The sequence below is a fragment of the Thalassovita mangrovi genome (assembly GCF_009857745.1).
Taxonomy (GTDB): domain Bacteria; phylum Pseudomonadota; class Alphaproteobacteria; order Rhodobacterales; family Rhodobacteraceae; genus Thalassobius; species Thalassobius mangrovi.
In genome coordinates this window covers 147,624-170,173 of record NZ_WWEN01000008.1, presented here as the reverse complement: position 1 = coordinate 170,173, position 22,550 = coordinate 147,624, and the positions used below count along the sequence as shown (strand labels likewise).

The following is a 22,550-nucleotide window of genomic DNA, read 5'->3' as shown; positions in this document are numbered from 1 at the left end:
GGTCGAGCGTGGCAGGGGGCGCTGCCCCCGTCGCGGCAAGCCGCGACTCCCCCGGGATATTTTTGAACAGAAGAAGGGCTTTTTCCTGGCCCCAATCCCCCTGCGCGCGCCCGGCGCAGGGCGCGGTTTCAGTCGACGCCCAGAACCCGGGACAGTTCCTTGATCGTGTCGCGTTCGGCCTTGTCGACCGGTGCCACCCGCGAGCGGAACAAGGTGGCCTGCGATTTCAGCACCAGGGCGTCGCTCAGGATCTTCAGGTGGTTGGCGCGCAGCGTGTCGCCGGTCGAGGTGATGTCGGCCACCGCTTCGGCGGTTTCGTTCTTCACCGTGCCCTCGGTCGCGCCCTGACTGTCGACCAGCTGGTAATCGGCAACCCCGTGATCGCGCAGGAATTCGCGCACCAGCCGGTGATACTTGGTCGCCACCCGCAGCCGGAACCCGTGCCGTTCGCGAAACGCCGCGGCTGCGGCATCGAGATCGTCCAACGTATCGACATCGACCCAGCAGGCGGGCACCGCGATGATCAGGTCGGCATGGCCAAAGCCCAGTTCCGCCAGCGGTTCCACCTTCTGATCCCACTGGCCCAGCTTTTCACGGATCAGGTCGGTGCCGGTGACGCCCAGATGGATGCGCCCGGCAGCCAGTTCGCGCGGGATTTCCCCCGCCGACAGCAGCACCAGTTCGACGCCCTCGACGCCCTCGACCTTCCCGGCATATTCGCGGTCCGACCCGGTGCGCGACAGGGTCACGCCGCGTTCGCCGAACCATTCGAAGGTCTTTTCCATCAGCCGCCCCTTGGAGGGCACGCCCAGCTTCACGCTCATTGACCCGCCTCCAGTTGCAGCAGCAGCCCCGGGCGCACAACGCCGCCCACGGCCGGGATTTCCCTGCCCTGCCCCAGCACACGGGTCAGCGCGTCATAGCGCCCGCCGGTGGCCACCGCGGGCAGGTCGGGGCGGCCTTCGGCGTAGAAGCCGAAGACGAACCCGTCGTAATATTCCATCGAGGTACGCCCGTAAGAGGCCTCGAAATCCAGCGCCGCCACGTCGACGCCGCGCCTGTCCAACGCCTTCATCCGGCGCGCCAGGCGGTCCACCGCCTTGACGATCGCGGGCATGTCCACCGCGATATCGCGCAGATGTTCCAGGGCGTTGGGCAGGGTTTCACGCACCTGCAGCAGCGCGTCGAGCAGTTCGACCTCGCGCTCGGAAATCGGCGCGGCGGCGGCATCGGCCTTCAGCGCCGCGATCCGCGCTTCGACCTCGGCGCGCGAGCGCAGCCCGATTTCGGGCGCGCCACCGGCGAAGGGATCGGCGGCGGCCAGCAGCGCCTTGCGCGCAGCGGGCACCGGGCTGCGCCCGGAATAGCGATCCAGCAAAGCGCGGAACCGGCGCGGATGCCAGATATGGCGGCGCAGCGCCTTCTTGCGCGCGTCCGTCGTCTGCAGCCCCGCGACCGCAGCCATCAGGATGCCGATATCGCCGGTCGCGGCACGCAGCCGCGCGCCCCCCAGGGCGGATTGGATCACCGAGAACACCTCGGCATCGGAATCGATCGGGTTTTCGCGGTCGAACACCTCGTATCCGACCTGCATGAATTCGTTTTCCCGGTCGGGATCGTCTTCCTGGCGGCGGAACACTTCGCCGGCATAGGTGTAGCGCGCCGGTTCGGCGCCATAGGCCATATGCGCCTGCACCACCGGCACGGTGAAATCGGGCCGCAGCATCTGTTCGCCGCGCAGCGCGTCCGAGGTCACATAGGCGCGCGCCCGGATGTCTTCGCCGTAAAGGTCCAGCAGGACCTCGGCGGGCTGCAGGATGGAGGTCTCGAACCCCTGCGCGCCTTGCGCTTCGAACAGCGCGCGCAGCCGCGCGGCCTCGGCCCTGATCCGGGCTTTCTCAGCCATCTTTCTGCCCTTCCAGGATTTCGCGCACCTTGGCGACCAGATCGGCGCGGGGAACCTCGAACTGGCTCGGCCGTTCCTTCCATTCCTCCAGCGTGGCGTTCTCGGCGATCTGGGCGCCCAGCACCAGGTCCTTGATCTGCACCACGCCGTTGGCCTTCTCGTCGCCGCCTTCGATCACCGCGACGGGCGATTGGCGCTTGTCGGCGTATTTCAACTGGTTGCCGAAATTCTTCGGGTTGCCCAGGTAAACCTCGGCGCGGATGCCTGCATTGCGCAGCTCGGCCACCATCGCCTGGTAATCGGCCATCCGGTCGCGATCCATCACCGTCACGACCACCGGCCCGGTGGCGTGGCTCTGGATACGTCCCTTTTCGCGCAGCGCCGCCAGCAAACGGTCGACCCCGATGGAAACGCCCGTCGCAGGCACCGCCTGACCGGTGAAGCGCTTCACCAGGTCGTCGTAGCGCCCGCCGCCCGCGACCGACCCGAATTGCCTCTTGCGGCCCTTCTCGTCAAGGATTTCAAAGGTCAGCTCGGCTTCGAACACCGGCCCGGTGTAGTAGCCCAGGCCGCGCACGACGCTGGGGTCGATCACGATGCGGTCCTCGCCATAGCCCTGTGCTTCCAGCAGCGAAGCGATCTCCTGAAGCTCGCCAACGCCCTCAGCCCCGATCGCGCTCTCACCGACGGCCGCCATCAGCTTTGGCAACGTGTCCGCGTTTGTCGCGCCTTTCGCGGTCAGGAAGGCGATGACCGGCTCGGCCTGCGCCTCGTCCAGCCCCACGCCGTCGATATAGGCGCCAGAGGCATCCAGCCGCCCCTTGCCAAGCAGCTGGCGCACGCCCTCTTCGCCGACCTTGTCGAACTTGTCGATGGTGCGCAGCACGTCGGCGGCCTGCACCTCGTCGGTCACGCCCATTTCCTCCAGCACGCCGTTCAGCACCTTCCGGTTATTGACCCGGATGATGTAATCGCCGCGCGGGATGCCGACTTCTTCCAAAGTGTCCGACAGCATCGAACAGATCTCGGCATCGGCGGCCACGCTGGCCGCGCCCACCGTGTCGGCATCGCATTGATAGAACTGCCGATAACGCCCCGGCCCCGGCTTTTCGTTGCGCCACACCGGCCCCATCGCATAGCGACGGTAGGGTGTGGGCAGATCGTTGCGGTGCTCGGCATAGACCCGGGCCAGCGGCGCGGTCAGGTCGTAGCGCAGCGCCAGCCATTTTTCGTCATCGGCCTCCTGCCAGGCGAAGATACCGGCGTTCGGCCGGTCGACATCGGGCAGGTATTTACCAAGCGCCTCGACCGTTTCCACGGCGCTACTTTCCAGCGCGTCGAAGCCGTAGCGATGATAGACCCCGGCGATCTTCTGCAGCATCTCTGCGCGTTCGGTCACCTCGGCGCCGAAATAATCGCGGAAACCCTTCGGCGCTTCTGCCTTGGGACGGGGGGATTTCTTCTGCTTGGCCATGTCGCGGTCCTTGCCTTCAACTCGCGCACGGCTCTAGCGGATGCGAGGCTTAGGGGCAAGCAAGCACTGCCCCAAGGCGCGGACAAATCCCGCTTTCTTCTTGGGCAAAATACTCCGGGGGTGAATTGGCCGCAGGCCAAGAGGGGGCAGCGCCCCCTCACTCCTCCCCGAACGCGCCGCCCCGCCCGGCGCCACCGGCGAAGCGCGCGGCCCCCGCCTGCCCTTCTTCCAGGAACACCGCGGCCGAGCGCCATTCGCGCCGCAGCGCCGCGCCCAGCTCGGCGCCGCTCATCCGCGCCGACAGGTGATCGGCGCGCAGGCAGCGCTGCGGGAAGCGCGCCAGGTCGGCGGCCAGCGCCAGTGCGGCCTGCAGCGTCTGCCCCTCGGGCACCACCCGGTCGGCCAGCCCGATGCGATGCGCCTCCTCCGCGCTCACCGGGCGGCCGGTCAGGATCATGTCATTGGCCCGCCCCTGCCCGACGATCCGCGGCAGCCGCACCGTGCCGCCGTCGATCAGCGGCACGCCCCAGCGGCGGCAGAACACGCCGAAGGTCGCGCTTTGCGACACCACCCGCATGTCGCACCACGCCGCCAGTTCCAGCCCGCCCGCCACGGCATAGCCTTCGACCGCCGCGATCACCGGTTTCGTCAGCATCAGCCGGGTCGGCCCCATCGGGCCCGCGCGGGGATCGCGGCGCGCGTCCCACTCGTTGGGCAGGTCGATTTCGCGCAGCCAGGATTCGCCCGCGCCGCTGGCGGCGGATTTCAGGTCGAATCCGGAACAGAACGTACCGCCTATCCCGGCCAGCACCACCACGCTGACCGTCGGGTCCGCGTCGATTTCCATGAAAGCGTCGAACAGCGCCCGCGCGGTTTCGGGATCGACCGCGTTGCGCGCCTCGGGGCGGGCGATGGAAATCACCCGCACGCCGTCTGTGTCAGAAATGGTTACCGTCATGTCCGATCCTCCCTGCCCCATGCTGGCCGATGGCACCCGGATCAGACAAGGAATTTCACCAGGGAATTTGAGGGGGATTTCACCTCCCGCCTGCCCGTGCTAGTTTGACCCGCTCAGCAAGGAAGGCCCGTCATGCAGGACATCGAGGAAAAACTGGCGCATCTGATCCGCACGGTGGACGACCTGTCCGACATCGTCGCCCGCCAGCAGAAGGATATCGACGTGCTGACCCGCCGGGTGGAAATGCTGATGCGGCGCGAAGCCGAACGCGAAGCCGATGCCGGCGCGCATATCTATACCGGCCAGGAACGCCCGCCGCATTACTGAGCGGATGAGTTATCCACAGGCTGACCCGCCGGTTTTCCGCGATTTTTCATGGCCGCCGACCCTGTGGATAATTCGCGGGAAACGAATTTCGCCGCCCCACAACCATCCCCTTGTTTAAGATAGGCTTTTCGTCACCTTCCACAGGGTTATCCACAGCCTGAAAGCGCCCTCCAAACCCGTAGGGCCGCCCCGGAAGCAAACCCGGCGCGAAAGCGCCCTCTCTCAGACCTCTGTGGATAATCTTTATCCCCGGCGCGGACGCGCTGAGGATCAGACCTCTTGCACTTCCAGCACGCCTTCGAGGCTCTTGATCGCGCCCTTGATCTGCGGGTTCAGCGGGAATTCCTGACCGGCGTCGATTTCCACCTCGCCCGGCAGGTCGTGGTTCATCAGGCAGAAATAGATCGGCCCGCGCCCAGCGCCCGGCGCCGCCTGCGCCGCGCCGCCCAGGACCGAGGCGACGGTGGGAATGGCCGCCGCGTCCTCGACAAAAATCCGCAGGCCCGTCGACCCGGCATCGGCCACGATCGTGTCCATCGGCGCCACGGATCGGCCCATCGGGTCGAACTGGCCCTCATTGAACCGCGCTTCCAGCGTCATCACCACCTGGTTGGTCTGGTCGAACACCGCCCGTGTCTGATCGAAATCCTGCGGGAACATCACCATGCCGCTGACCTGGCCGGTCGGGTCCGAGATATTCATGCGGAAAAACCGCGTCCCGCGCCCCGATTTGCGTTCCTGCAGCCCCGACACCAGCACCCCCACCCGTTCGAGCGCGGCGCCGTTGTCTTCCGCCTTCTGGCGCACTTCTTCCAGCGTCAGCAGCTTCTTGCGCTTCAGCGCCGGCAGGTAATCGTCCAGCGGGTGGCCGGTCAGGTAGAAGCCGATCGCCTTGTGTTCCTCGGCCAGACGGTCGGCGGGCAGCCAGTCCTCGACCTTCTGGATGCGCGGTTCGGGCAGGTCGTCGCCCGCTTCGCCGAACAGCGACACCTGCGAGGACGAGCGTTGTTCATGGATCGCCGCCGAATAGGCGACCAGCTGATCCAGCGCCTCGAACACCCGGCGGCGGTTGGGATCGATCTGATCGAAGGCCCCGGCGCGGGCCAGCATTTCCAGCGGCCGCTTGCCGACCCGCTTCAGGTCCACCCGGCGGGCGAAATCGAACAGGTTGACGAAGGGCTTGTCGCCGCGTGCCTCGGATACCAGCTTCACCGCCTCGATCCCGACGTTTTTCAGCGCGCCAAGCCCGTAGATCAGCTTGCCGTCGACCACGTCGAAGGTGGGCAGGGATCGGTTGACGCAGGGCGGCACGATTTCGATATCCAGCCCGCGGCGCACTTCCTCGGCATAGATCGACAGCTTGTCGGTCAGGTGGATATCGCAGTTCATGACACCGGCCATGAATTCCACCGGGTGGTTCGCCTTCAGCCAGCCGGTCTGATAGGACACCACCGCATAGGCCGCCGCGTGCGATTTGTTGAAGCCGTAGTTGGCGAATTTCTCCAACAGGTCGAAGACCTCGCTCGCCTTCTTCTTGTCGACCCCGTTCTTGGCCGCCCCGGCTTCGAACTTGGGCCGCTCGGCGTCCATCGCTTCCTTGATCTTCTTACCCATCGCCCGGCGCAGCAGGTCGGCGCCGCCAAGGCTGTAACCCGCCATCACCTGGGCGATCTGCATCACCTGTTCCTGGTAAACGATGATGCCCTGGGTTTCGGCCAGGATGTGGTCGATGGTCGGATGGACCGATTCCAGCTCCTTGCGGCCATGCTTCACGTCGCAATAGGTCGGGATGTTTTCCATCGGGCCGGGACGGTACAGCGCCACCAGCGCCACGATGTCCTCTATACAGGTGGGCTTCATCTGGCGCAGCGCGTCCATCATGCCCGAACTTTCCACCTGGAACACCGCGACGGTCTTGGCGCTGGAATAAAGCTTGTAGGTCGCTTCGTCATCGAGCGGGATATGCCCGATATCGTCCACCGCGCCTTCGGGCGGCTCGTACAACTGGGTGCCGTCGGGACCGATATGCAGGTGCCGCCCGTTCTTCTTGATCAGGTCGACGGCATTCTGCACCACGGTCAGCGTCTTCAGGCCGAGGAAGTCGAATTTCACCAGCCCGGCCTGTTCCACCCATTTCATGTTGAACTGGGTCGCCGGCATGTCCGAACGCGGGTCCTGGTAAAGCGGCACCAGACGGTCCAACGGCCTATCGCCGATCACCACACCCGCCGCGTGGGTTGAGGCGTTCCGGAGCAACCCTTCGACCTGCATGCCGTAATTCAGCAGCCGGTCCACCACTTCCTCGTTGCGCGCCTCTTCGCGCAGCCGTTCTTCCTGCTTCAGCGCCTCGGCGATGGACAGCGGCTTCACCCCTTCCACCGGGATCAGCTTGGACAGCCGGTCCACCTGGCCATAGGGCATCTGCAACACCCGCCCGATATCGCGCACCGCCGCCTTGGACAGCAGCGCACCGAAGGTGATGATCTGCCCCACCTTGTCGCGGCCGTATTTCTGCTGCACGTAGCGGATCGTTTCCTCGCGCCGGTCCATGCAAAAGTCGATGTCGAAGTCGGGCATCGACACACGTTCCGGGTTCAAAAAGCGTTCGAACAGCAGCGAATAGCGCAGCGGATCGAGGTCGGTGATGGTCAAAGCATAGGCCACCAAGGACCCCGCGCCAGACCCCCGGCCTGGGCCGATCGGGATGCCGTTATCCTTCGACCACTTGATGAAGTCGGCCACGATCAGGAAGTAGCCGGGGAAGCCCATGCCCTCGATGATGCCCAGCTCGAAATCCAGCCGTTCCTGGTATTCCTCGGGCGTCACCGCATGCGGGATCACCGCCAGCCGCCTCTGCAGGCCCTCATTGGCCTGGCGGCGCAGTTCCACCACCTCGTCATCTGCGAATTTCGGCAGGATCGGATCGCGCCGATAGGTGGCAAAGGCACAACGCCGCGCGATTTCCACCGTGTTTTCAATCGCTTCCGGAAGGTCCGCGAAAAGCGCGATCATTTCTTCCTGCGACTTGAAATAATGCTGCGGTGTCAACCGGCGGCGCGGCTCGGCCTGATCGACATAGGCGCCCTCGGCGATGCAGATCAGCGCGTCATGCGCCTCATACATGTCCGCCTTGGGGAAATAGACGTCGTTGGTGGCGACCAGCGGCAGGCCCATGTCATAGGCCATTTCGACGAAACCGCGTTCGGTCTTCTTCTCGTTCAGCGGCAGCCCGTCCTCGCCCGGGTGGCGCTGCAGCTCGACATACAGCCGCTGCGGATAGATCGCGGCCAGTTTCCGCATCAGCGCCTCGGCCTTGTCGCGCGCGCCCGCCTGCAGGAACTGGCCCACCGGCCCGTCCGCCCCGCCGCTGAGGCAGATGAGCCCACCGGAAAACTCCTCCAGCTCCTCCAGCGTCACCTGTGGTTCCTGCCCGCCCTTGTCGACGTAAAGGCAGGACGAAAGCCGCATCAGGTTCTCATAGCCTTCCTCGGTCTGCGACAGCAGAACCACCGGCGCGGGGGCTTTCGGCTGTTCGCCGGGCGCGGCATGATCGAAGGCCAGATCGACCTGGCAGCCGACGATGGGCTGGATTCCCGCCCCCTGCGCCGTGACCGAAAATTCCAGCGCCGAAAACAGCGCGTTGGTGTCGGTCACCGCCACGGCGGGCATACCGGCCGCTTCGCACATGCCCGGCAGTTTCTTCAGGCGCACCGCGCCTTCCAGCAGGGAATATTCGGTATGGGTTCGAAGGTGGATGAATCGGGGTTGGCTGCTCATCGGGCCATTCTAAGCCAGAGCGCAGGCGCCGGAAAGCCGCGATATCGCTTGACAGCCGCCGCCGGTGACCGACAATCGCGGCCTGACGGACGGCAATTGTGGGGATATCACGTGCTCTTTTCCTTTTCCGAAGAAACGGACCTGGAACTCGACCGCGTGCTGTTCGCCTCGCCGCAAACGGTCTGGCGCTGCTGGACCGATCCGGCGCTTTTCAGAAAATGGTTCAGCCCGCACCCCGCCGTGGTCGAAGAGGTGCGGCTCGACCTGCGCCCGGGCGGCGAATTCTATACACGGATGCGCAGCCCCAAGGGCAAGGTTGTCGAAAGCACCGGCTGTTTCCTGGCGCTCAGCCCGGGGCGGCTCATTGCCTATACCGACGCGCTCGGCCCCGGGTTTCACCCGCGCGGCAAGGGGTTCCTGACCACCGTGATCCTGATATCTTCCGACGTGACCGGCACCCGCTATATCACCCGCGCGCTGCACGCGAGCCCGGAACAGAAGCAGAAACACGAAGAAATGGGCTTTCGCGACGGCTGGGGCCGGGTGATTTCGCAACTGGGCGACCTGGCGCAGCAGATCGACCGTTAAGGCGCCCAATTTCCGGGCATATGCCGCGCAATCGCGCAGGCGCCCCTGCTTTTTCTTGCCAAAAGGTCAAAAACAGGCTTTCCTGAGCGCTGAAACAGGGGACCCGCGCATTTTCTACGCCGCATCGAAGACGCGCCAGCAGGGTTAATTAAAACCGGTAAGGCGGCAGGTTTAATCACATGAACGTCACCTTTCTTCTCAACGGAGAGAGCGTGGAGCTGCGCGACGTGCCCGCCACGGCGACGCTGCTCGACTGGCTGCGCGACACACGCGGGCTGACCGGCACCAAGGAGGGCTGCAACGAAGGCGATTGCGGCGCCTGCACGGTGATGGTGCAGGACGAAGACGGCGCCAGGGCGCTCAATGCCTGCATCCTGTTCCTGCCGCAGCTCAGCGGCAAATCGGTACGCACGGTCGAAGGCATCGCAGGCCCCGAGGGTCAGCTGCACCCGGTGCAGCAGGCGATGATCGACCATCACGGGTCGCAATGCGGCTTCTGCACGCCGGGCTTCATCACCTCGATGGCCACCGCGCATCTCAATGGCGAGGAGGATCACGCCACCGCCTTGGCCGGCAACCTGTGCCGCTGCACCGGCTACGCCCCGATCCTGCGCGCGGCCGAAGCCGCCAGTTCCGAACCGGTCCCGGAATGGCTGTCCGATTTCATCTTGGCCGAAATACCTGCGGGGGGTGTGGGGGGCAGCCAGCCCCCCACCGGCGCCACGGTGCAACCCGAAACCGCCGGTGAACTGGCGCGCTGGTACGCCGCCAACCCCGACGCCACGCTGATCGCCGGGGCCACCGATGTCGGCCTCTGGGTGACCAAGCAGATGCGCGATCTGGGCCCCGTGGCCTTTCTGAACCGCTGCCGCGAGTTGCAAGGGATCGACGAAACCGAAGACAGCGTCACAATCGGCGCCGGTGTCACCGTCGCGCGGCTCATTCCGCTGATGGACCGGCTGCATCCCTCGCTCGGCGCGATGCTGCGCCGCTACGGCTCGGCGCAGGTGCGCGCGGCGGCGACGATCGGCGGCAATATCGCCAATGGATCGCCCATCGGCGACGGCCCGCCCGCGCTGATCGCGCTCGGCGCCACGCTGCATCTGCGCAAGGGCGACGACCGGCGGGACATCCCGCTGGAAAACTTCTTCATCGACTATGGCAAGCAGGACCGGCAGCCGGGGGAATTCGTCGAAGCCGTCAGCTTCGCCAAATCCCCCGACCGACTGAAATGCTACAAGCTGTCGAAACGCTTCGATCAGGACATCTCGGCTGTCTGCGGCTGTTTCCATATCGCGGTGGAAGACGGCACGGTGACAGCGGCCCGCATCGCCTTCGGCGGCATGGCGGGCATCCCCAAACGCGCCGCCCATGTGGAAGCGGCGCTGATCGGCCAGCCCTGGAGCGAGGACACGATCAAGGCCGCCCAGGGCGCTTGGGCGCAGGACTTCACGCCGCTGTCGGACATGCGCGCCTCGGCCGAGTACCGGCTGGAGGCCGCGCGTAACATGCTGACGCGCTATTTCATGGAAGACCGGGGCCTTGAGACCTCGGTGAAGGAGGTGCGAGCATGAGCGTTTCCTCCCCCCTGCCGCATGACGCCGCCCGCCTGCACGTGACCGGCCAGGCGCGCTACATCGACGATATCCCCACGCCCAAGAGGACGCTGCACCTGGCCTTCGGGCTGAGCCAGATCGCCCGGGGCCGTATCACGTCGATGGATCTGGGCGCAGTGCGCGCCGCCCCCGGCGTCGTCGCGGTGCTGACCGCCGATGACCTGCCCTTTGCCAATGACGTATCGCCCTCGGTGCATGACGAACCGCTGCTGAGCGACGGCCATGTGCATTACATCGGCCAGCCGATTTTCCTGGTGGTCGCCGACAGCCACGGCGCGGCGAGACGCGCCGCTAGGCGCGGCGAGATCGCTTACGAGGAAGACACCCCGATCCTGACCATCGACGAGGCGCTTGCCGCCGACAACCGGTTCGAGGAAGGCCCGCGCATCTACGCCCGCGGCGACGCCGCGGCGGCGCGCGCCGCCGCGCCGCATCAGATCGAGGGCATGCTGGACCTGGGCGGGCAGGAACATTTCTACCTCGAAGGCCAGGCCGCCCTGGCGCTGCCGCAGGAAGGCGGCGACATGCTGGTGCACAGCTCCACCCAGCACCCGACCGAGATCCAGCACAAGGTGGCCGAGGCCCTGGGCGTGCCGATGCATGGCGTGCGGGTGGAAACCCGCCGCATGGGCGGCGGATTTGGCGGCAAGGAAAGCCAGGGCAACGCTTTGGCGGTATCCTGCGCGGTGGCGGCGCGGCTGACCGGCAAACCCTGCAAGATGCGCTATGACCGCGACGACGACATGGTGATCACCGGCAAGCGGCACGATTTCCGCATCACCTACCGCGCCGGTTTTGATGATGCGGGCCGCGTTCTGGGCATCGAATTCGTGCAGCTCGCCCGCTGCGGCTGGGCGCAGGACCTGTCGCTGCCGGTGGCCGACCGCGCCATGCTGCATGCCGACAACGCCTACTGGCTGCCCGATATCCGGATCGAAAGCCACCGGTTGAAGACCAACACCCAAAGCGCCACCGCCTATCGCGGCTTCGGCGGGCCGCAGGGCATGGTGGGGATCGAGCGGGTGATGGATCACGTGGCGCATGTGCTGGACCTCGACCCGGTCGAGGTGCGGCGGCGGAATTATTACGACGCACCGGCGGGGGGCGCTGCCCCCCACACCCCCCGGGATATTTCCGAACAGAAGAAGGACAATTGTACGCCCTACGGTCAGGAGGTCGAGGATTTCGAGCTTTGGGAAATGACCGAGGCTTTGCTGGCTTCCTCCGATTACGCCGCGCGCAAGAAGGCGGTGGCGGAATGGAATGCCGCCAACCCGGTGATCAAGAAGGGGCTGGCCTTTTCGCCGGTCAAGTTCGGGATTTCCTTTACGCTAACGCATCTCAACCAGGCGGGCGCCTTGGTGCATGTCTACCAGGACGGGTCGATCCACCTGAACCACGGCGGTACCGAGATGGGACAGGGATTGTTCCAGAAGGTGGCGCAGGTGGCGGCGCGCCGCTTCGGCGTCGGGCTGGAGGCGGTGAAGATCACCGCCACCGACACCGCCAAGGTGCCCAACACCTCGGCCACCGCGGCCTCGTCGGGGTCGGATCTGAACGGCATGGCGGTCAAGGCCGCCTGCGACACGATCCGCGGCCGGATGGCGGAGTTCCTGGCCGAGCGGCATCAGGTGACGCCGGAGGATGTGCGTTTCGAGGGCGGGCGCGTGCAGGTGGGCGCGGCCGGGATGAGCTTCGCCGAGGCGGCGCAGCTTTGCTACGAGGGGCGGATCAGCCTGTCGGCGACCGGTTTCTACAAGACGCCGAAACTGGCCTGGGACCGGATCAAGGGCGAAGGGCGGCCGTTTTTCTATTTCGCCTATGGCGCGGCGCTGACCGAGGTGGCGCTGGACACGCTGACGGGCGAAAACCGCATCCTGCGCGCCGACATCCTGCATGACGCGGGCGCGTCGCTGAACCCGGCGCTGGACAAGGGCCAGGTCGAAGGCGGCTATGTGCAGGGCGCCGGATGGCTCACCTGCGAGGAACTGGTCTGGGACGACACCGGGCGGCTGCGCACCCATGCGCCTTCGACCTACAAGATCCCCGCCTTTTCCGATCAGCCGGGCGCGTTCAACGTCGCCCTGTGGGACGGCAAGAACCGCGAGGACACGATTTATCGGTCCAAGGCGGTGGGCGAGCCGCCCTTCATGCTGGGCATTTCGGCCTTCCTGGCGCTTTCCGACGCGGTGGCGGCCTGCGGGTCGGAGTACCCCGCGCTCGATGCCCCCGCGACGCCGGAACGGTTGCTGGCCGCGGTGCAGAGGCTGCGCGATGGGGTTTGATCTGGATGCGCTGGAGCGGGCGGTGAGTGCCCATGGCCGGGTCGCCCGGGTGGTGATCGCCGGTTTTGCCGGGTCTTCGCCGCGCGAGGTGGGGGCGGCGATGCTGGTCTGGGCGGACGGCCAATCGGGCACGATCGGCGGCGGCGCGTTGGAATTCCAGGCGGCGCAGGACGCGCGCGAGGCCCTGCAGACCGGCATCGACCGGCTGAGCAGCCATGCGCTTGGCCCCGATCTGGGCCAGTGCTGCGGCGGGCGCGTGGTGCTTTGGCGCGAGGTCTTTGACGCGGAGCGGCTGGCGGGGCTGAAAGGCCAGCCGGTGATCGCACGGCCCACCGACGGGTCGGACATGCCCCTGGGCGTCAAGCGGCTGCTGGCGCGGGCGCGCGGCGAAGGCATCGCGCCGGAACCGCAGCTGCTGCAGGGCTGGATGGTGGAACCGGTAGAGGCGCCCGCCCTGCCGGTCTGGATCTGGGGCGCGGGCCATGTCGGCCGGGCGCTGGTTTCGGTGATCGCGCCGCTGCCGGGTTTCGAACTCACCTGGATCGACACCGCCCCTGACCGCTTCCCGGAAGATGTGCCCGACGGCGTGACCGCCCTGCCCGCGGCGCGGCCCGAACTGCTGATGGACCATGCGCCGCAGGGCGCGCATCACCTGATCCTGACCTATTCCCATGCGCTGGACCTCGCGCTATGCCATGCCGCGCTGACCCGGGGCTTTGCCAGCGCCGGGCTGATCGGGTCGGCGACGAAATGGGCGCGGTTCCGCAAGCGGCTGGGCGAGTTGGGTCATTCTGCCCAATCGATAGGCAGAATAACCTGCCCGATCGGCAACCCGACCCTGGGTAAACATCCGCAGGCCATTGCCGTTGGCGTGGCGGGCAGGCTACTAGAAACCAAGGCGGGGAACACCGTCCAACGAAGGGATAAAATGGCGTGACGGGGACGCTTCTATCGATAAACGGGTTGACCAAGGCCTATCCGGGCGTTGTCGCCAATGACAGCGTGTCGTTCGATATCGGCCAGGGCGAGGTGCATGCGCTGCTGGGCGAAAACGGCGCCGGCAAGTCGACGCTGGTCAAGATGATCTATGGCCTGGTCAAACCCGATCAGGGCACGATGCAGCTGCGTGGCGCCGACTACGCGCCCGTCCAGCCCAGTGCCGCGCGCGCCGCCGGTGTCGCGATGGTGTTCCAGCATTTTTCGCTGTTCGAGGCGCTGAACGTGGCCGAAAACATCGCGCTCGGGATGGAAAACCCGCCCTCGATGCGCGATCTGGCCACCCGTATTCGCGAAGTGTCGGAAATGTACGGGCTGCCGCTGGACCCCGCGCGCATCGTCGGCGACCTGTCGGCGGGCGAGCGTCAGCGGGTCGAAATCATCCGCTGCCTGCTGCAGGACCCCAAGCTGCTGATCATGGACGAACCGACCAGCGTGCTGACCCCGCAGGAGGTCGAGATCCTGTTCCAGACCCTGCGCAAGCTGTCCTCGGAAGGCACCGCGATCCTCTATATCAGCCACAAGCTGGAAGAAATCCGCGCGCTTTGCGACAACGCCACCATCCTGCGGCTGGGCAAGGTGGTGGGTAAATGCACCCCGCGCGACACCACCGCGCGCGACATGGCCGAAATGATGGTCGGGTCGAGCCTGCACGTCCCCGAACGCGCGGGCGGCGAAATCGGGCCGGTTCTGCTGAAGATCAACGACCTGTCGGTGCCGTCGCCGTCGGAATTCGGCACCTCTTTGAAGAATATCAGCCTCGCGGTGCGCGCGGGCGAAGTTCTAGGCCTGGGCGGCGTCGCCGGCAACGGCCAGGACGAATTGCTGGGCGCGCTGTCGGGTGAAATCCCCACCGCACCCGGCGCGATCAAGCTGGACGGCAAGGCGATCGGCGCCTTCGGCCCGGTGGCGCGGCGTCGGCTGGGATTGCTGACCGCGCCCGAGGAACGGCTGGGCCATGCCGCCGCCCCGGACATGAGCCTGATCGAAAACGCCCTGCTGACCGGATCGGTGCGCGAAGGGCTGGAAAGTCGCGGTTTCCTGAAATGGGGCAAGGCGAAAAGCTTTGCCGAGGCGATCATCGAGCGCTTCGACGTGCGCACCCCGGGGCCGGGCAATGCCGCACGGTCGCTGTCGGGCGGCAACCTGCAGAAATTCGTCATCGGCCGCGAGGTGATGCAACGCCCCGAGGTACTGGTGGTGAACCAGCCGACCTGGGGCGTCGATGCCGCCGCCGCCGCGTCGATCCGGCAGGCGCTGCTGGACCTCGCCGCAGGCGGTGCCGCAGTGATCGTGATCAGCCAGGACCTCGACGAGCTGATGGAAATCTCCGACCATTTCGGCGCTCTGAACGAAGGGCGGCTGTCCGACATCCGCCCCGCCAAGGACCTGAGCGTGGACGAGATCGGGTTGATGATGGGCGGATCGCACGGGATGGAGGTCGCGCATGTTTGACCTCTTGCACCGATTGAAAGACGAAAGGGTAACGGCGTGCTGAAGCTTGAAAAACGGCCCCAGCCGTCGCAATTCTGGACCTACCTGACCCCGCTTCTGGCGGTGGCGCTGACGATGATCGCGGGCGGCGTGCTGTTCGCGTTTCTCGGCAAGGACCCGATCGTCGCGATCAAGACGATCTTCTGGGACCCGCTGTTTTCCGAATTCGCCTTCTATTACCGGCCGCAACTGCTGGTCAAAGGTGCGCCCTTGGTGCTGATCGCCATCGGGCTTTCCTTGGGCTTCCGCGCCGGGATATGGAATATCGGCGCCGAGGGGCAATATATCATCGGCGCCATCACCGGTGCCGGTGTCGGGCTGGCCTTCTACCCGATGGAGGCCTGGTACATCTTCCCGCTGATGGTGATCGCAGGCGCCTTGGGCGGCTGGGCCTGGTCGATGATCCCGGCGCTGCTGAAGGTCAAATTCGGCACCAATGAAATCCTGGTGTCGCTGATGCTGGTCTATGTGGCCGAGCAATTGCTGGCCTCGATGTCGCTGGGATTGCTGAAGAATCCCGAAGGCTTCGGCTTTCCCGGGTCGCGCAACCTGAACGACTATGCCAGCGCCAACAGCTGGATTCACCAGAATGCGGGCATGCATTGGGGCGTGGTCGCGGCCTTCATCGCGGTGATCTTCGCCTATGTGCTGCTGAACCGGCACATGCTGGGCTTCCAGATCCGGCTGACCGGCGAAGCGCCGCGCGCCGCGCGTTTCGCAGGCGTGAACCCGAACCGGCTGATCCTGATCTGCCTGGGCACCTCGGGCGCTCTGGCCGGGATGGCGGGGCTGTTCGAAGTTTCCGGCCCCTCGGGCCAGATCAGCATCGATTTCAACGCGGGCTACGGCTTCACCGCGATCATCGTGGCCTTCCTGGGCCGGCTGAACCCGATCGGCATCCTGCTGGCGGGCGCGCTGATGGCGTTGACCTATATCGGCGGCGATATCGCCCAGTCCAAGCTGGGCCTGCCCTCGGCGGCGATCCAGCTGTTCCAGGGCATGCTGCTGTTCTTCCTGCTGGCAGTGGACATGCTGACCAATTTCCGTATCCGGCTCGGCCAGAAAGAGGTGGCGTGATGGACCTGTCTTCGATCAACCCGATCCTGCTTCTGGCCTCGCTCATCGTGGCCGCAACCCCGCTGCTGCTGGCCGCCATTGGTGAGCTGGTGGTGGAAAAGGCCGGCGTCCTCAACCTCGGTGTCGAGGGGATGATGATCACCGGCGCGATCTGCGGCTTCGCCATCGCGGTCAATACCGGGTCGCCCGTTGTAGGGCTGATCGCTGCGGCTGGCGGCGGCGCGGTTCTGTCGCTTCTCTTCGCCCTGCTGACGCAATTCGCGATGGCCAACCAGGTGGCCTCGGGCCTGTCGCTGACGCTGTTCGGCCTCGGCCTGTCGGCGCTGATCGGGCAGGATTACCAGGGCGTCAAGCCGCCCGCCTTCCCCAAGGGCGACATTCCGGTCCTGTCGGATATTCCCGTGCTGGGCCCGATCCTGTTCAGCCAGGATTTCGTCGTCTACCTGGCCTTCTTCCTGACCCTGGGCGTCTGGGTAATGCTGAAATACAGCCGCGCCGGTCTGATCCTGCGGGCGGTGGGCGAAAACCACGACGCGGCGCATGCGCTTGGCTACAAGGTGGTGCGCATCCGGGTGCTGGCGATCCTGTTCGGCGGCGCCTGTGCCGGTCTGGGCGGCGCCTACATCAGCCTGATCCGGGTGCCGCAATGGACCGAAGGAATGACCGCCGGGATCGGCTGGATCGCCTTGGCGCTGGTGGTATTCGCCAGCTGGAAACCCTGGCGCGTGCTGCTGGGCGCCTGCCTGTTCGGTGGGGTCAGCGTCTTGCAGCTGAACCTGCAGGCGGCGGGCGTCGCGATCCCGGTGGAATACCTGGCGATGTCGCCCTACCTGATCACCATCATCGTGCTGGTGATCATGTCGGCGGACCGCTCGCGCGCCCCGGCGTCGCTCGGGAAAGGATTCCATGCTGGGTCTTAAGGCACATGACAGCGCCACCCGGCGGCGGATACGCGATATCCTCGACGGCGAAGACAAGGTCTTCGGCCGCCGCGTGGCGGTGGCGCTGCATGCGCTGATCGTGCTGACCGCGCTTGCCTTCGCCGCCTCGACCATGCCGGACCTGCCGGATCAAGCGCGGCTGATCCTGCTGTGGTTCGAACGCGCCGCCGTGGCGATCTTCATGGTCGAATACCTGCTGCGGATCTTCGCGGCGGAAAAACCCTTGCGCTATATCCTGTCGTTTTGGGGCATCATCGACCTGCTGGCCTGGATGCCCAGCCTGTTCATGACCGTCGGCGGCAGCGCCGCGATCCGGCTTCTGCGCCTGATGCAGATGGTGCGGACGCTCAAGATCATCCGCTACAGCCGCGCCCTGCGCCGCCTTGCCCGCGCCTTCAACAGCGTGCGGGCCGAACTGGCGCTGTTTTACGTCATCGCGCTGTTCCTGGTCTATATCAGCTCGGTCGGGATCTATTTCTTCGAACACGAAGCCCAGCCCGACATCTTCAGCTCGGTCCCCGCTTCCATGTGGTGGGCGATGATCACCCTGACCACGGTGGGCTATGGCGACGCGGTGCCGATCACCCTGGGCGGCCAGATTTTCACCTCGCTCATCCTGTTCATGGGCATGGGGGTCTTCGCGGTGCCCGCCGGCGTCATCACCTCGGCCCTGGTCGGGCGCGATATCGAGGAGATCGGGGAAAGCCTGGAAAAAATGGAAACCAGCGAGGAAAGGGCACGCAAAAAGCAGATGCCGATTTCCAAGAACTGATCCCGAACCCGTTTCACCCAAAACAACCAACTCAATATGTCAAAGGAGAGTCCAACATGAAAAGAAGAACACTGCTTGCAACCGCAGCCATGGCGATGGGCCTGGCCACCGCCGGTATCGCCGAAGACAAGACCAAGGTCGGTTTCGTCTATGTCGGCCCGGTGGGCGATGGCGGCTGGACCTACGAGCACAACAACGGCCGCCTGGCTGTTGAAGAGAAATTCGGCGACAAGGTCGAAACCGTCTTCGTCGAAAGCGTCCCCGAAGGCCCCGACGCCGAGCGCGTGATGACCCAGATGGCGCTGGAAGGCGCCGACCTGATCTTCACCACCTCGTTCGGTTACATGGACCAGACCATCAACGTGGCGAAGAAATTCCCCAACGTGAAATTCGAACACGCCACCGGCTACAAGACCGCGCCGAACGTGTCGGTCTATTCGGCCCGCTTCTATGAAGGCCGCGCCGTTCAGGGCACCATCGCCGGGCGCATGACCAAGTCGAACGTGATCGGCTACATCGCCTCCTTCCCGATCCCTGAAGTGATCCGCGGCATCAACTCGGCCTATATCCACGCCAAGAAGGTGAACCCCGACGTCCAGTTCAAGATCGTCTGGGCCTACACCTGGTTCGACCCGGCGAAAGAAGCCGACGCCGCCAAGGCGCTGATCGAACAGGGCGCCGACGTGATCCTGCAGCACACCGACTCGACCGCGCCGCAGGCCGCCGCACAGGCCGCCGGCAACGTGATCACCTTCGGTCAGGCCTCGGACATGTCCGAATACGCCCCGATGCCGCGCGTCAGCTCGATCATCGACAACTGGGCGCCCTATTACATCGAACGCACCCAGGCGGTGATGGACGGCACCTGGGAAACCGTGAACACCTGGAACGGCATCGGCAAAGGCATGGTCGGCATCGGTGAAATTTCCGACGCGGTCCCGGCCGAGGTGAAGGCCGAGGCGCTGGCGCTGAAAGACGCGCTCGGCAGCGGCGAATATCACGCCTTCACCGGCCCGCTGAACAAGCAAGACGGCACCCCGTGGCTGGCCGAAGGCGAGGTCGCCGACGACGGCACCCTGGCCGGCATGAACTTCTATGTCGAAGGCATCGAAGGCACCATCCCGAACTGATCGGACCGGGTTTCGAGAAAAGGAAAGCCCCGCCAATTGGCGGGGCTTTTCGTTTTGGGGTTGGGGCGTCGGTGGCCTGTTCTGAATGGGTGGGAGCGCGAGTTCACTGCTCTGCTCAGGGCTGGCGCAATAGTTTGCCAATACACCGCCGATGTTGCCTTACCCCGAACTCTCACTGGTAAAACAGTTCCTGGCATCTCTCATACAGCTCGGGATTATTCTTTTTCATGTTCTCTAAACATTGAGATGTTCCGTCAAACCCGCCGATACAACAATCCGCCGGACCGATGTCGCTTGCGCCGCGGCTGTCCCCGGAAGACATCACCTGGCCGTAGATGTAATCGACTGGCGTGGCCGGTGGCAGGTACCGCCCCTCTGCTTTTCCCTGTTTGATCACCCGACCGATCTGGCTGGCCTTTTCCGGTTCCCCCGGGCGTGGTTTGGGTTGCAGACCTCTTGCTTCGAGTTCCTTGTCGGCGTCCTCAATCGTCAGGCCCACAATGGACGGCATCCGGCCTGGAACGACGAGTTTGGCGGTCGATGCCAATTTGAAAAGCTCGATCTTCTGTGATTCCAGCAACATTTCCTCAACGACATCCTTCTCATCCGGTATCGGAGAGCCCATGTTGAAGAGCTGCAAGAATCGTTTCAACAGACTGTCCGAATTGACCGACAGGTCATCAAGTGTGACGCGATTTGGATAGAGAGCCACGCTGATCGTGTATCGTCCGGGATCGAGGCCTTCGTTTATCAACAGGATAAGTTTGGATTTGTCACCGGGATAGGGCACCTTCTTGACCGTCAGGTCCGTGCGTAATTCGTTACGCCTTTTGAACGCCACTAAATATTCAAGCCTGTATGTATACCCTTCCCACGGCACCCCGGTTAACGGCTGCAGCACCGGAAGCTCCCCCCGGCTGCCGTTGGCGATATCGTTCTTCGGCCTCTGCAGGATGATCTTGTACGTGTATTTGCAATCATATCTCTCGGCCCAAATAGGCCCGGCATCCTTGCAAAACTCGTTGTTTTCCTTCACCGGCAGAATCTCGAGAATCTTGTGAGGGGCGATCTTTCCACCCTTCACATTGCCCAACGGGCCATCAAGGATGGTCGGTTGCGCGGCACGAATTTCAGAAACCCATTTGCTCGCGACGTAAGGCTCGGCCATCGATGGTGGGGTCGACAAGACCGTCAGAATGAGACAAGCGAGCGCGCTCGCTTTGGTGATGAGGCTCATGTGAAGCGGTCCACCAGAAAACATGCAAGAAGCTTGGCTTGATGTGTTTGCTTGCGCAACACATGATTTGTGGTTGTGCAGGGAACCACCTTGCGAGTGGGCTTGACGACGGCTCCGGGCTCGAACTTGTCGTTCCCTGCGGGCCGTTCTCTTGCCAGACCAGCAGAAAGAGCCGACATCCTAAAAAACGCCGCCCGCCCCTAAGCCCCCTCAATCGCAGATCGGCAATTCCAGCGGCGGCTGTTTCGGCAGCGATTGCCGCCATTCGTTGATGATCGGCTGCAGGGTTCGCTTGGGCCAGAATTTGGGGGCGCGGATTTCTTTCAGGCAGGCCGCGTTCCAATAGAGCCCGGCACGCGGCAGCGACCGCCCGGTCTTCACCGCCTTGGCCACCGCGTCGATGTCGCCGGATTCAGGATAGATGTAGAGCGTCGTCGGGTTGCCCTGCACCAGGTCCAGGATGTCCTCGGAGGCCCCTTCCGACCAGGTGGTGCAGCCGTTGCTGCGCCCGGCGGCGTAGTTCACCAGCTTGCCGAAAGGCACGTAGCCTTCGCTGTCGGCATGGGGGCTGCCCGGGTTCTTGAAGCGGCATTGCCACCGCAGGAAAACCGCCGGATGGCCGCCGATGGCGCGTTCCCGGGCATTATCCACCTCGCCTTCGCCGTCATAGAGCAGGAAGGTGCGGTGGAACGGTTCGCGCTTGCCCGACTGGCGGTAATAGCCCTTGAACGAGGTCCGCGTTTCGGCGGTCACGTAAGACCCGCCCGCGGTCAGTTTCGACCCTTCGGCGTTGCTGAAGTTTTTCGCGCAGGTCCGGCCGTTGGAGAAATCCGCCCGTTTCAGCTTCCGCCCGTTGCCATAGCCCGACGACACCGCGCGGAAGGATTTCTGCGCCTCGCAGATGACGTAGAACCGGCGCCCCGGCTTGCCGTTATCCGACGTGCTGGGCCGGGTCGCGTCCATGGCGAGGTAGCAGGGATTGGCGACCGCGCCTTCCCCCCGTTTACGCTGGTACAGCGCGCGGGCCCGTTCCAGCACCACCGGGGCGATCTTACCTTCGCCGGTGCCGACGTGTTTTTGCAGCCAGGCGGGAATGTCGGTGCTCTGCGCATCCGCCTGCCCTGTCTGCAAACCTGCCAAGGCGACGCCCAGACTGACGGCAATGCTGAGACGGAGTGACTTCAACGGCAAAGTGAAATTCCCCTGCTGGACCAACCTCGGTCCGAGCGTAGCACAGATCCCCCTTGCACGGGCAACCATGGCTTGGAGGGCAGGCGGAAGCTGGCCTAGCGGGTCACGTAAGCCGCTAGCGCAGCGGGATGCTGACCCGCAGCTGCACGGTTTCCAGCCCCGGGTTCACCGCCTTGATATCGGCGTTGGAGCGGTGGTCGTAGCTGACCCCGATACGCAGCCCGTTGCGGGTCTCGTACCCGATTTCGGCGCCGGAGCGGAATTCGACCGGATAGCCCAGGTCGGGGCCGCTGCCCTGGGCGTAGAGCCCCGGCATCAGGTGCAGCTGCACATAGCCGCGCTGCTGTGCGAAATGGCCGGTCCAGACCGCGCCGAAGCCGACCCAGGCATCGCCGCCATCGGTGACCGAGGCGCCGAAGGCGGGCTGGAACGGGCCATAGGCGGTCTTCATGTCGTAGCGGACATAAAGTTCCTCGCCGATGCTGTCGTCCTGGAACTGCACATCGCCGCCCGATACCGCGATCCGCGCGGGCAGCTGGTTCTGCGCCAGGCAGCCATTGTCGCAATAATCCATCTTCATATCCGCCAGCCCGGCCAGCAGGAAAAGAACAGCGAAAGTTCCGTCCATAGATGTGCTCCTTCTCGGTCCCCTAGGGGTAGATCAGGGAAATCTGAATGTCACCCACCCAAACGGCCCGGTTTGTGCATGTCGCGGGGGAAATCGGAATTTTGGCGCGGGGCGTTGTGCAAAAAACGCACTTCTCGCGCCGGAACCAGTGGG

The 22,550-nt window shown here is 64.8% G+C and carries 18 protein-coding genes; 10 read left to right on the top strand and 8 right to left on the bottom strand.

What is annotated here, in order from left to right; translation table 11 throughout:
• Positions 1-128: 128 nt before the first annotated feature.
• The 4 genes from hisG to GR167_RS16740 all read right to left on the bottom strand — a co-directional run bounded on the left by hisG (position 129) and on the right by GR167_RS16740 (position 4,338).
• Entirely contained in the window at positions 129-824 is a 696-nt protein-coding gene (hisG, locus tag GR167_RS16755) for an ATP phosphoribosyltransferase (RefSeq protein ID WP_160974876.1), read from the bottom strand.
• Entirely contained in the window at positions 821-1,906 is a 1,086-nt protein-coding gene (locus GR167_RS16750) for an ATP phosphoribosyltransferase regulatory subunit (protein WP_160974875.1), read from the bottom strand. The genes hisG and GR167_RS16750 overlap by 4 nt, the downstream gene beginning before the upstream one ends.
• Complete coding sequence (gene hisS / locus GR167_RS16745; protein WP_160974874.1) at positions 1,899-3,380, bottom strand: histidine--tRNA ligase; 1,482 nt, start codon at positions 3,378-3,380, stop codon at positions 1,899-1,901. The genes GR167_RS16750 and hisS overlap by 8 nt, the downstream gene beginning before the upstream one ends.
• Positions 3,381-3,537: 157 nt before the next feature.
• Positions 3,538-4,338, bottom strand: coding sequence for a crotonase/enoyl-CoA hydratase family protein (locus tag GR167_RS16740; protein WP_160974873.1), 801 nt, complete (start codon positions 4,336-4,338; stop codon positions 3,538-3,540).
• A 132-nt stretch (positions 4,339-4,470) separates the two neighbouring features.
• Here GR167_RS16740 and GR167_RS16735 point away from each other — a divergent pair, with 132 nt between their 5' ends.
• The gene (locus GR167_RS16735) at positions 4,471-4,665 is read left to right on the top strand and encodes a SlyX family protein (RefSeq protein WP_160974872.1); all 195 of its coding nucleotides are present in this window, start codon (positions 4,471-4,473) and stop codon (positions 4,663-4,665) included.
• Between the two features lie 270 nt (positions 4,666-4,935).
• Here the strand turns inward: GR167_RS16735 and dnaE are convergent, their stop codons facing one another.
• On the bottom strand, positions 4,936-8,442 hold the full coding sequence (dnaE, locus tag GR167_RS16730; RefSeq protein ID WP_160974871.1) for a DNA polymerase III subunit alpha: 3,507 nt from the start codon (positions 8,440-8,442) through the stop codon (positions 4,936-4,938).
• A gap of 111 nt (positions 8,443-8,553) precedes the next feature.
• Here dnaE and GR167_RS16725 point away from each other — a divergent pair, with 111 nt between their 5' ends.
• The 9 genes from GR167_RS16725 (at position 8,554) to GR167_RS16685 (ending at position 19,341) form a co-directional block, all read left to right on the top strand.
• Entirely contained in the window at positions 8,554-9,030 is a 477-nt protein-coding gene (locus GR167_RS16725) for an SRPBCC family protein (RefSeq protein WP_160974870.1), read from the top strand.
• A gap of 179 nt (positions 9,031-9,209) precedes the next feature.
• Positions 9,210-10,604, top strand: a complete 1,395-nt coding sequence (xdhA, locus tag GR167_RS16720) for a xanthine dehydrogenase small subunit (protein WP_160974869.1) — start codon at positions 9,210-9,212, stop codon at positions 10,602-10,604.
• Positions 10,601-12,931, top strand: coding sequence for a xanthine dehydrogenase molybdopterin binding subunit (xdhB, locus tag GR167_RS16715; protein WP_160974868.1), 2,331 nt, complete (start codon positions 10,601-10,603; stop codon positions 12,929-12,931). The genes xdhA and xdhB overlap by 4 nt, the downstream gene beginning before the upstream one ends.
• A complete protein-coding gene (gene xdhC, locus GR167_RS16710; protein ID WP_160974867.1) occupies positions 12,921-13,868 on the top strand; it encodes a xanthine dehydrogenase accessory protein XdhC in 948 nt (315 codons plus the stop codon). Before xdhB ends, xdhC begins: the two co-directional genes overlap by 11 nt.
• Positions 13,865-15,382 (top strand): ABC transporter ATP-binding protein, encoded by a 1,518-nt coding sequence (locus tag GR167_RS16705; protein WP_160974866.1) that lies wholly within the window; start codon positions 13,865-13,867, stop codon positions 15,380-15,382. Before xdhC ends, GR167_RS16705 begins: the two co-directional genes overlap by 4 nt.
• A 36-nt stretch (positions 15,383-15,418) precedes the next feature.
• Entirely contained in the window at positions 15,419-16,498 is a 1,080-nt protein-coding gene (locus tag GR167_RS16700) for an ABC transporter permease (protein ID WP_160974865.1), read from the top strand.
• Positions 16,498-17,418 carry an ABC transporter permease gene (locus GR167_RS16695; protein ID WP_160974864.1) on the top strand — a complete coding sequence of 307 codons (921 nt, stop codon included), beginning with the start codon at positions 16,498-16,500 and terminating at the stop codon, positions 17,416-17,418. Before GR167_RS16700 ends, GR167_RS16695 begins: the two co-directional genes overlap by 1 nt.
• Positions 17,405-18,211 carry an ion transporter gene (locus GR167_RS16690; RefSeq protein WP_160974863.1) on the top strand — a complete coding sequence of 269 codons (807 nt, stop codon included), beginning with the start codon at positions 17,405-17,407 and terminating at the stop codon, positions 18,209-18,211. Before GR167_RS16695 ends, GR167_RS16690 begins: the two co-directional genes overlap by 14 nt.
• A gap of 56 nt (positions 18,212-18,267) precedes the next feature.
• The gene (locus GR167_RS16685) at positions 18,268-19,341 is read left to right on the top strand and encodes a BMP family ABC transporter substrate-binding protein (RefSeq protein ID WP_160974862.1); all 1,074 of its coding nucleotides are present in this window, start codon (positions 18,268-18,270) and stop codon (positions 19,339-19,341) included.
• A 172-nt stretch (positions 19,342-19,513) separates the two neighbouring features.
• Here the strand turns inward: GR167_RS16685 and GR167_RS16680 are convergent, their stop codons facing one another.
• The 3 genes from GR167_RS16680 to GR167_RS16670 form a co-directional block, all read right to left on the bottom strand.
• The gene (locus tag GR167_RS16680) at positions 19,514-20,578 is read right to left on the bottom strand and encodes a PASTA domain-containing protein (RefSeq protein ID WP_160974861.1); all 1,065 of its coding nucleotides are present in this window, start codon (positions 20,576-20,578) and stop codon (positions 19,514-19,516) included.
• Between the two features lie 210 nt (positions 20,579-20,788).
• Positions 20,789-21,718: a murein L,D-transpeptidase catalytic domain family protein gene (locus tag GR167_RS16675; protein WP_235915996.1), complete on the bottom strand. Its 930-nt coding sequence runs from the start codon at positions 21,716-21,718 to the stop codon at positions 20,789-20,791.
• 166 nt (positions 21,719-21,884) lie between these two features.
• Complete coding sequence (locus GR167_RS16670; protein WP_160974859.1) at positions 21,885-22,397, bottom strand: acyloxyacyl hydrolase; 513 nt, start codon at positions 22,395-22,397, stop codon at positions 21,885-21,887.
• Between the last annotated feature and the right edge of the window lie 153 nt (positions 22,398-22,550).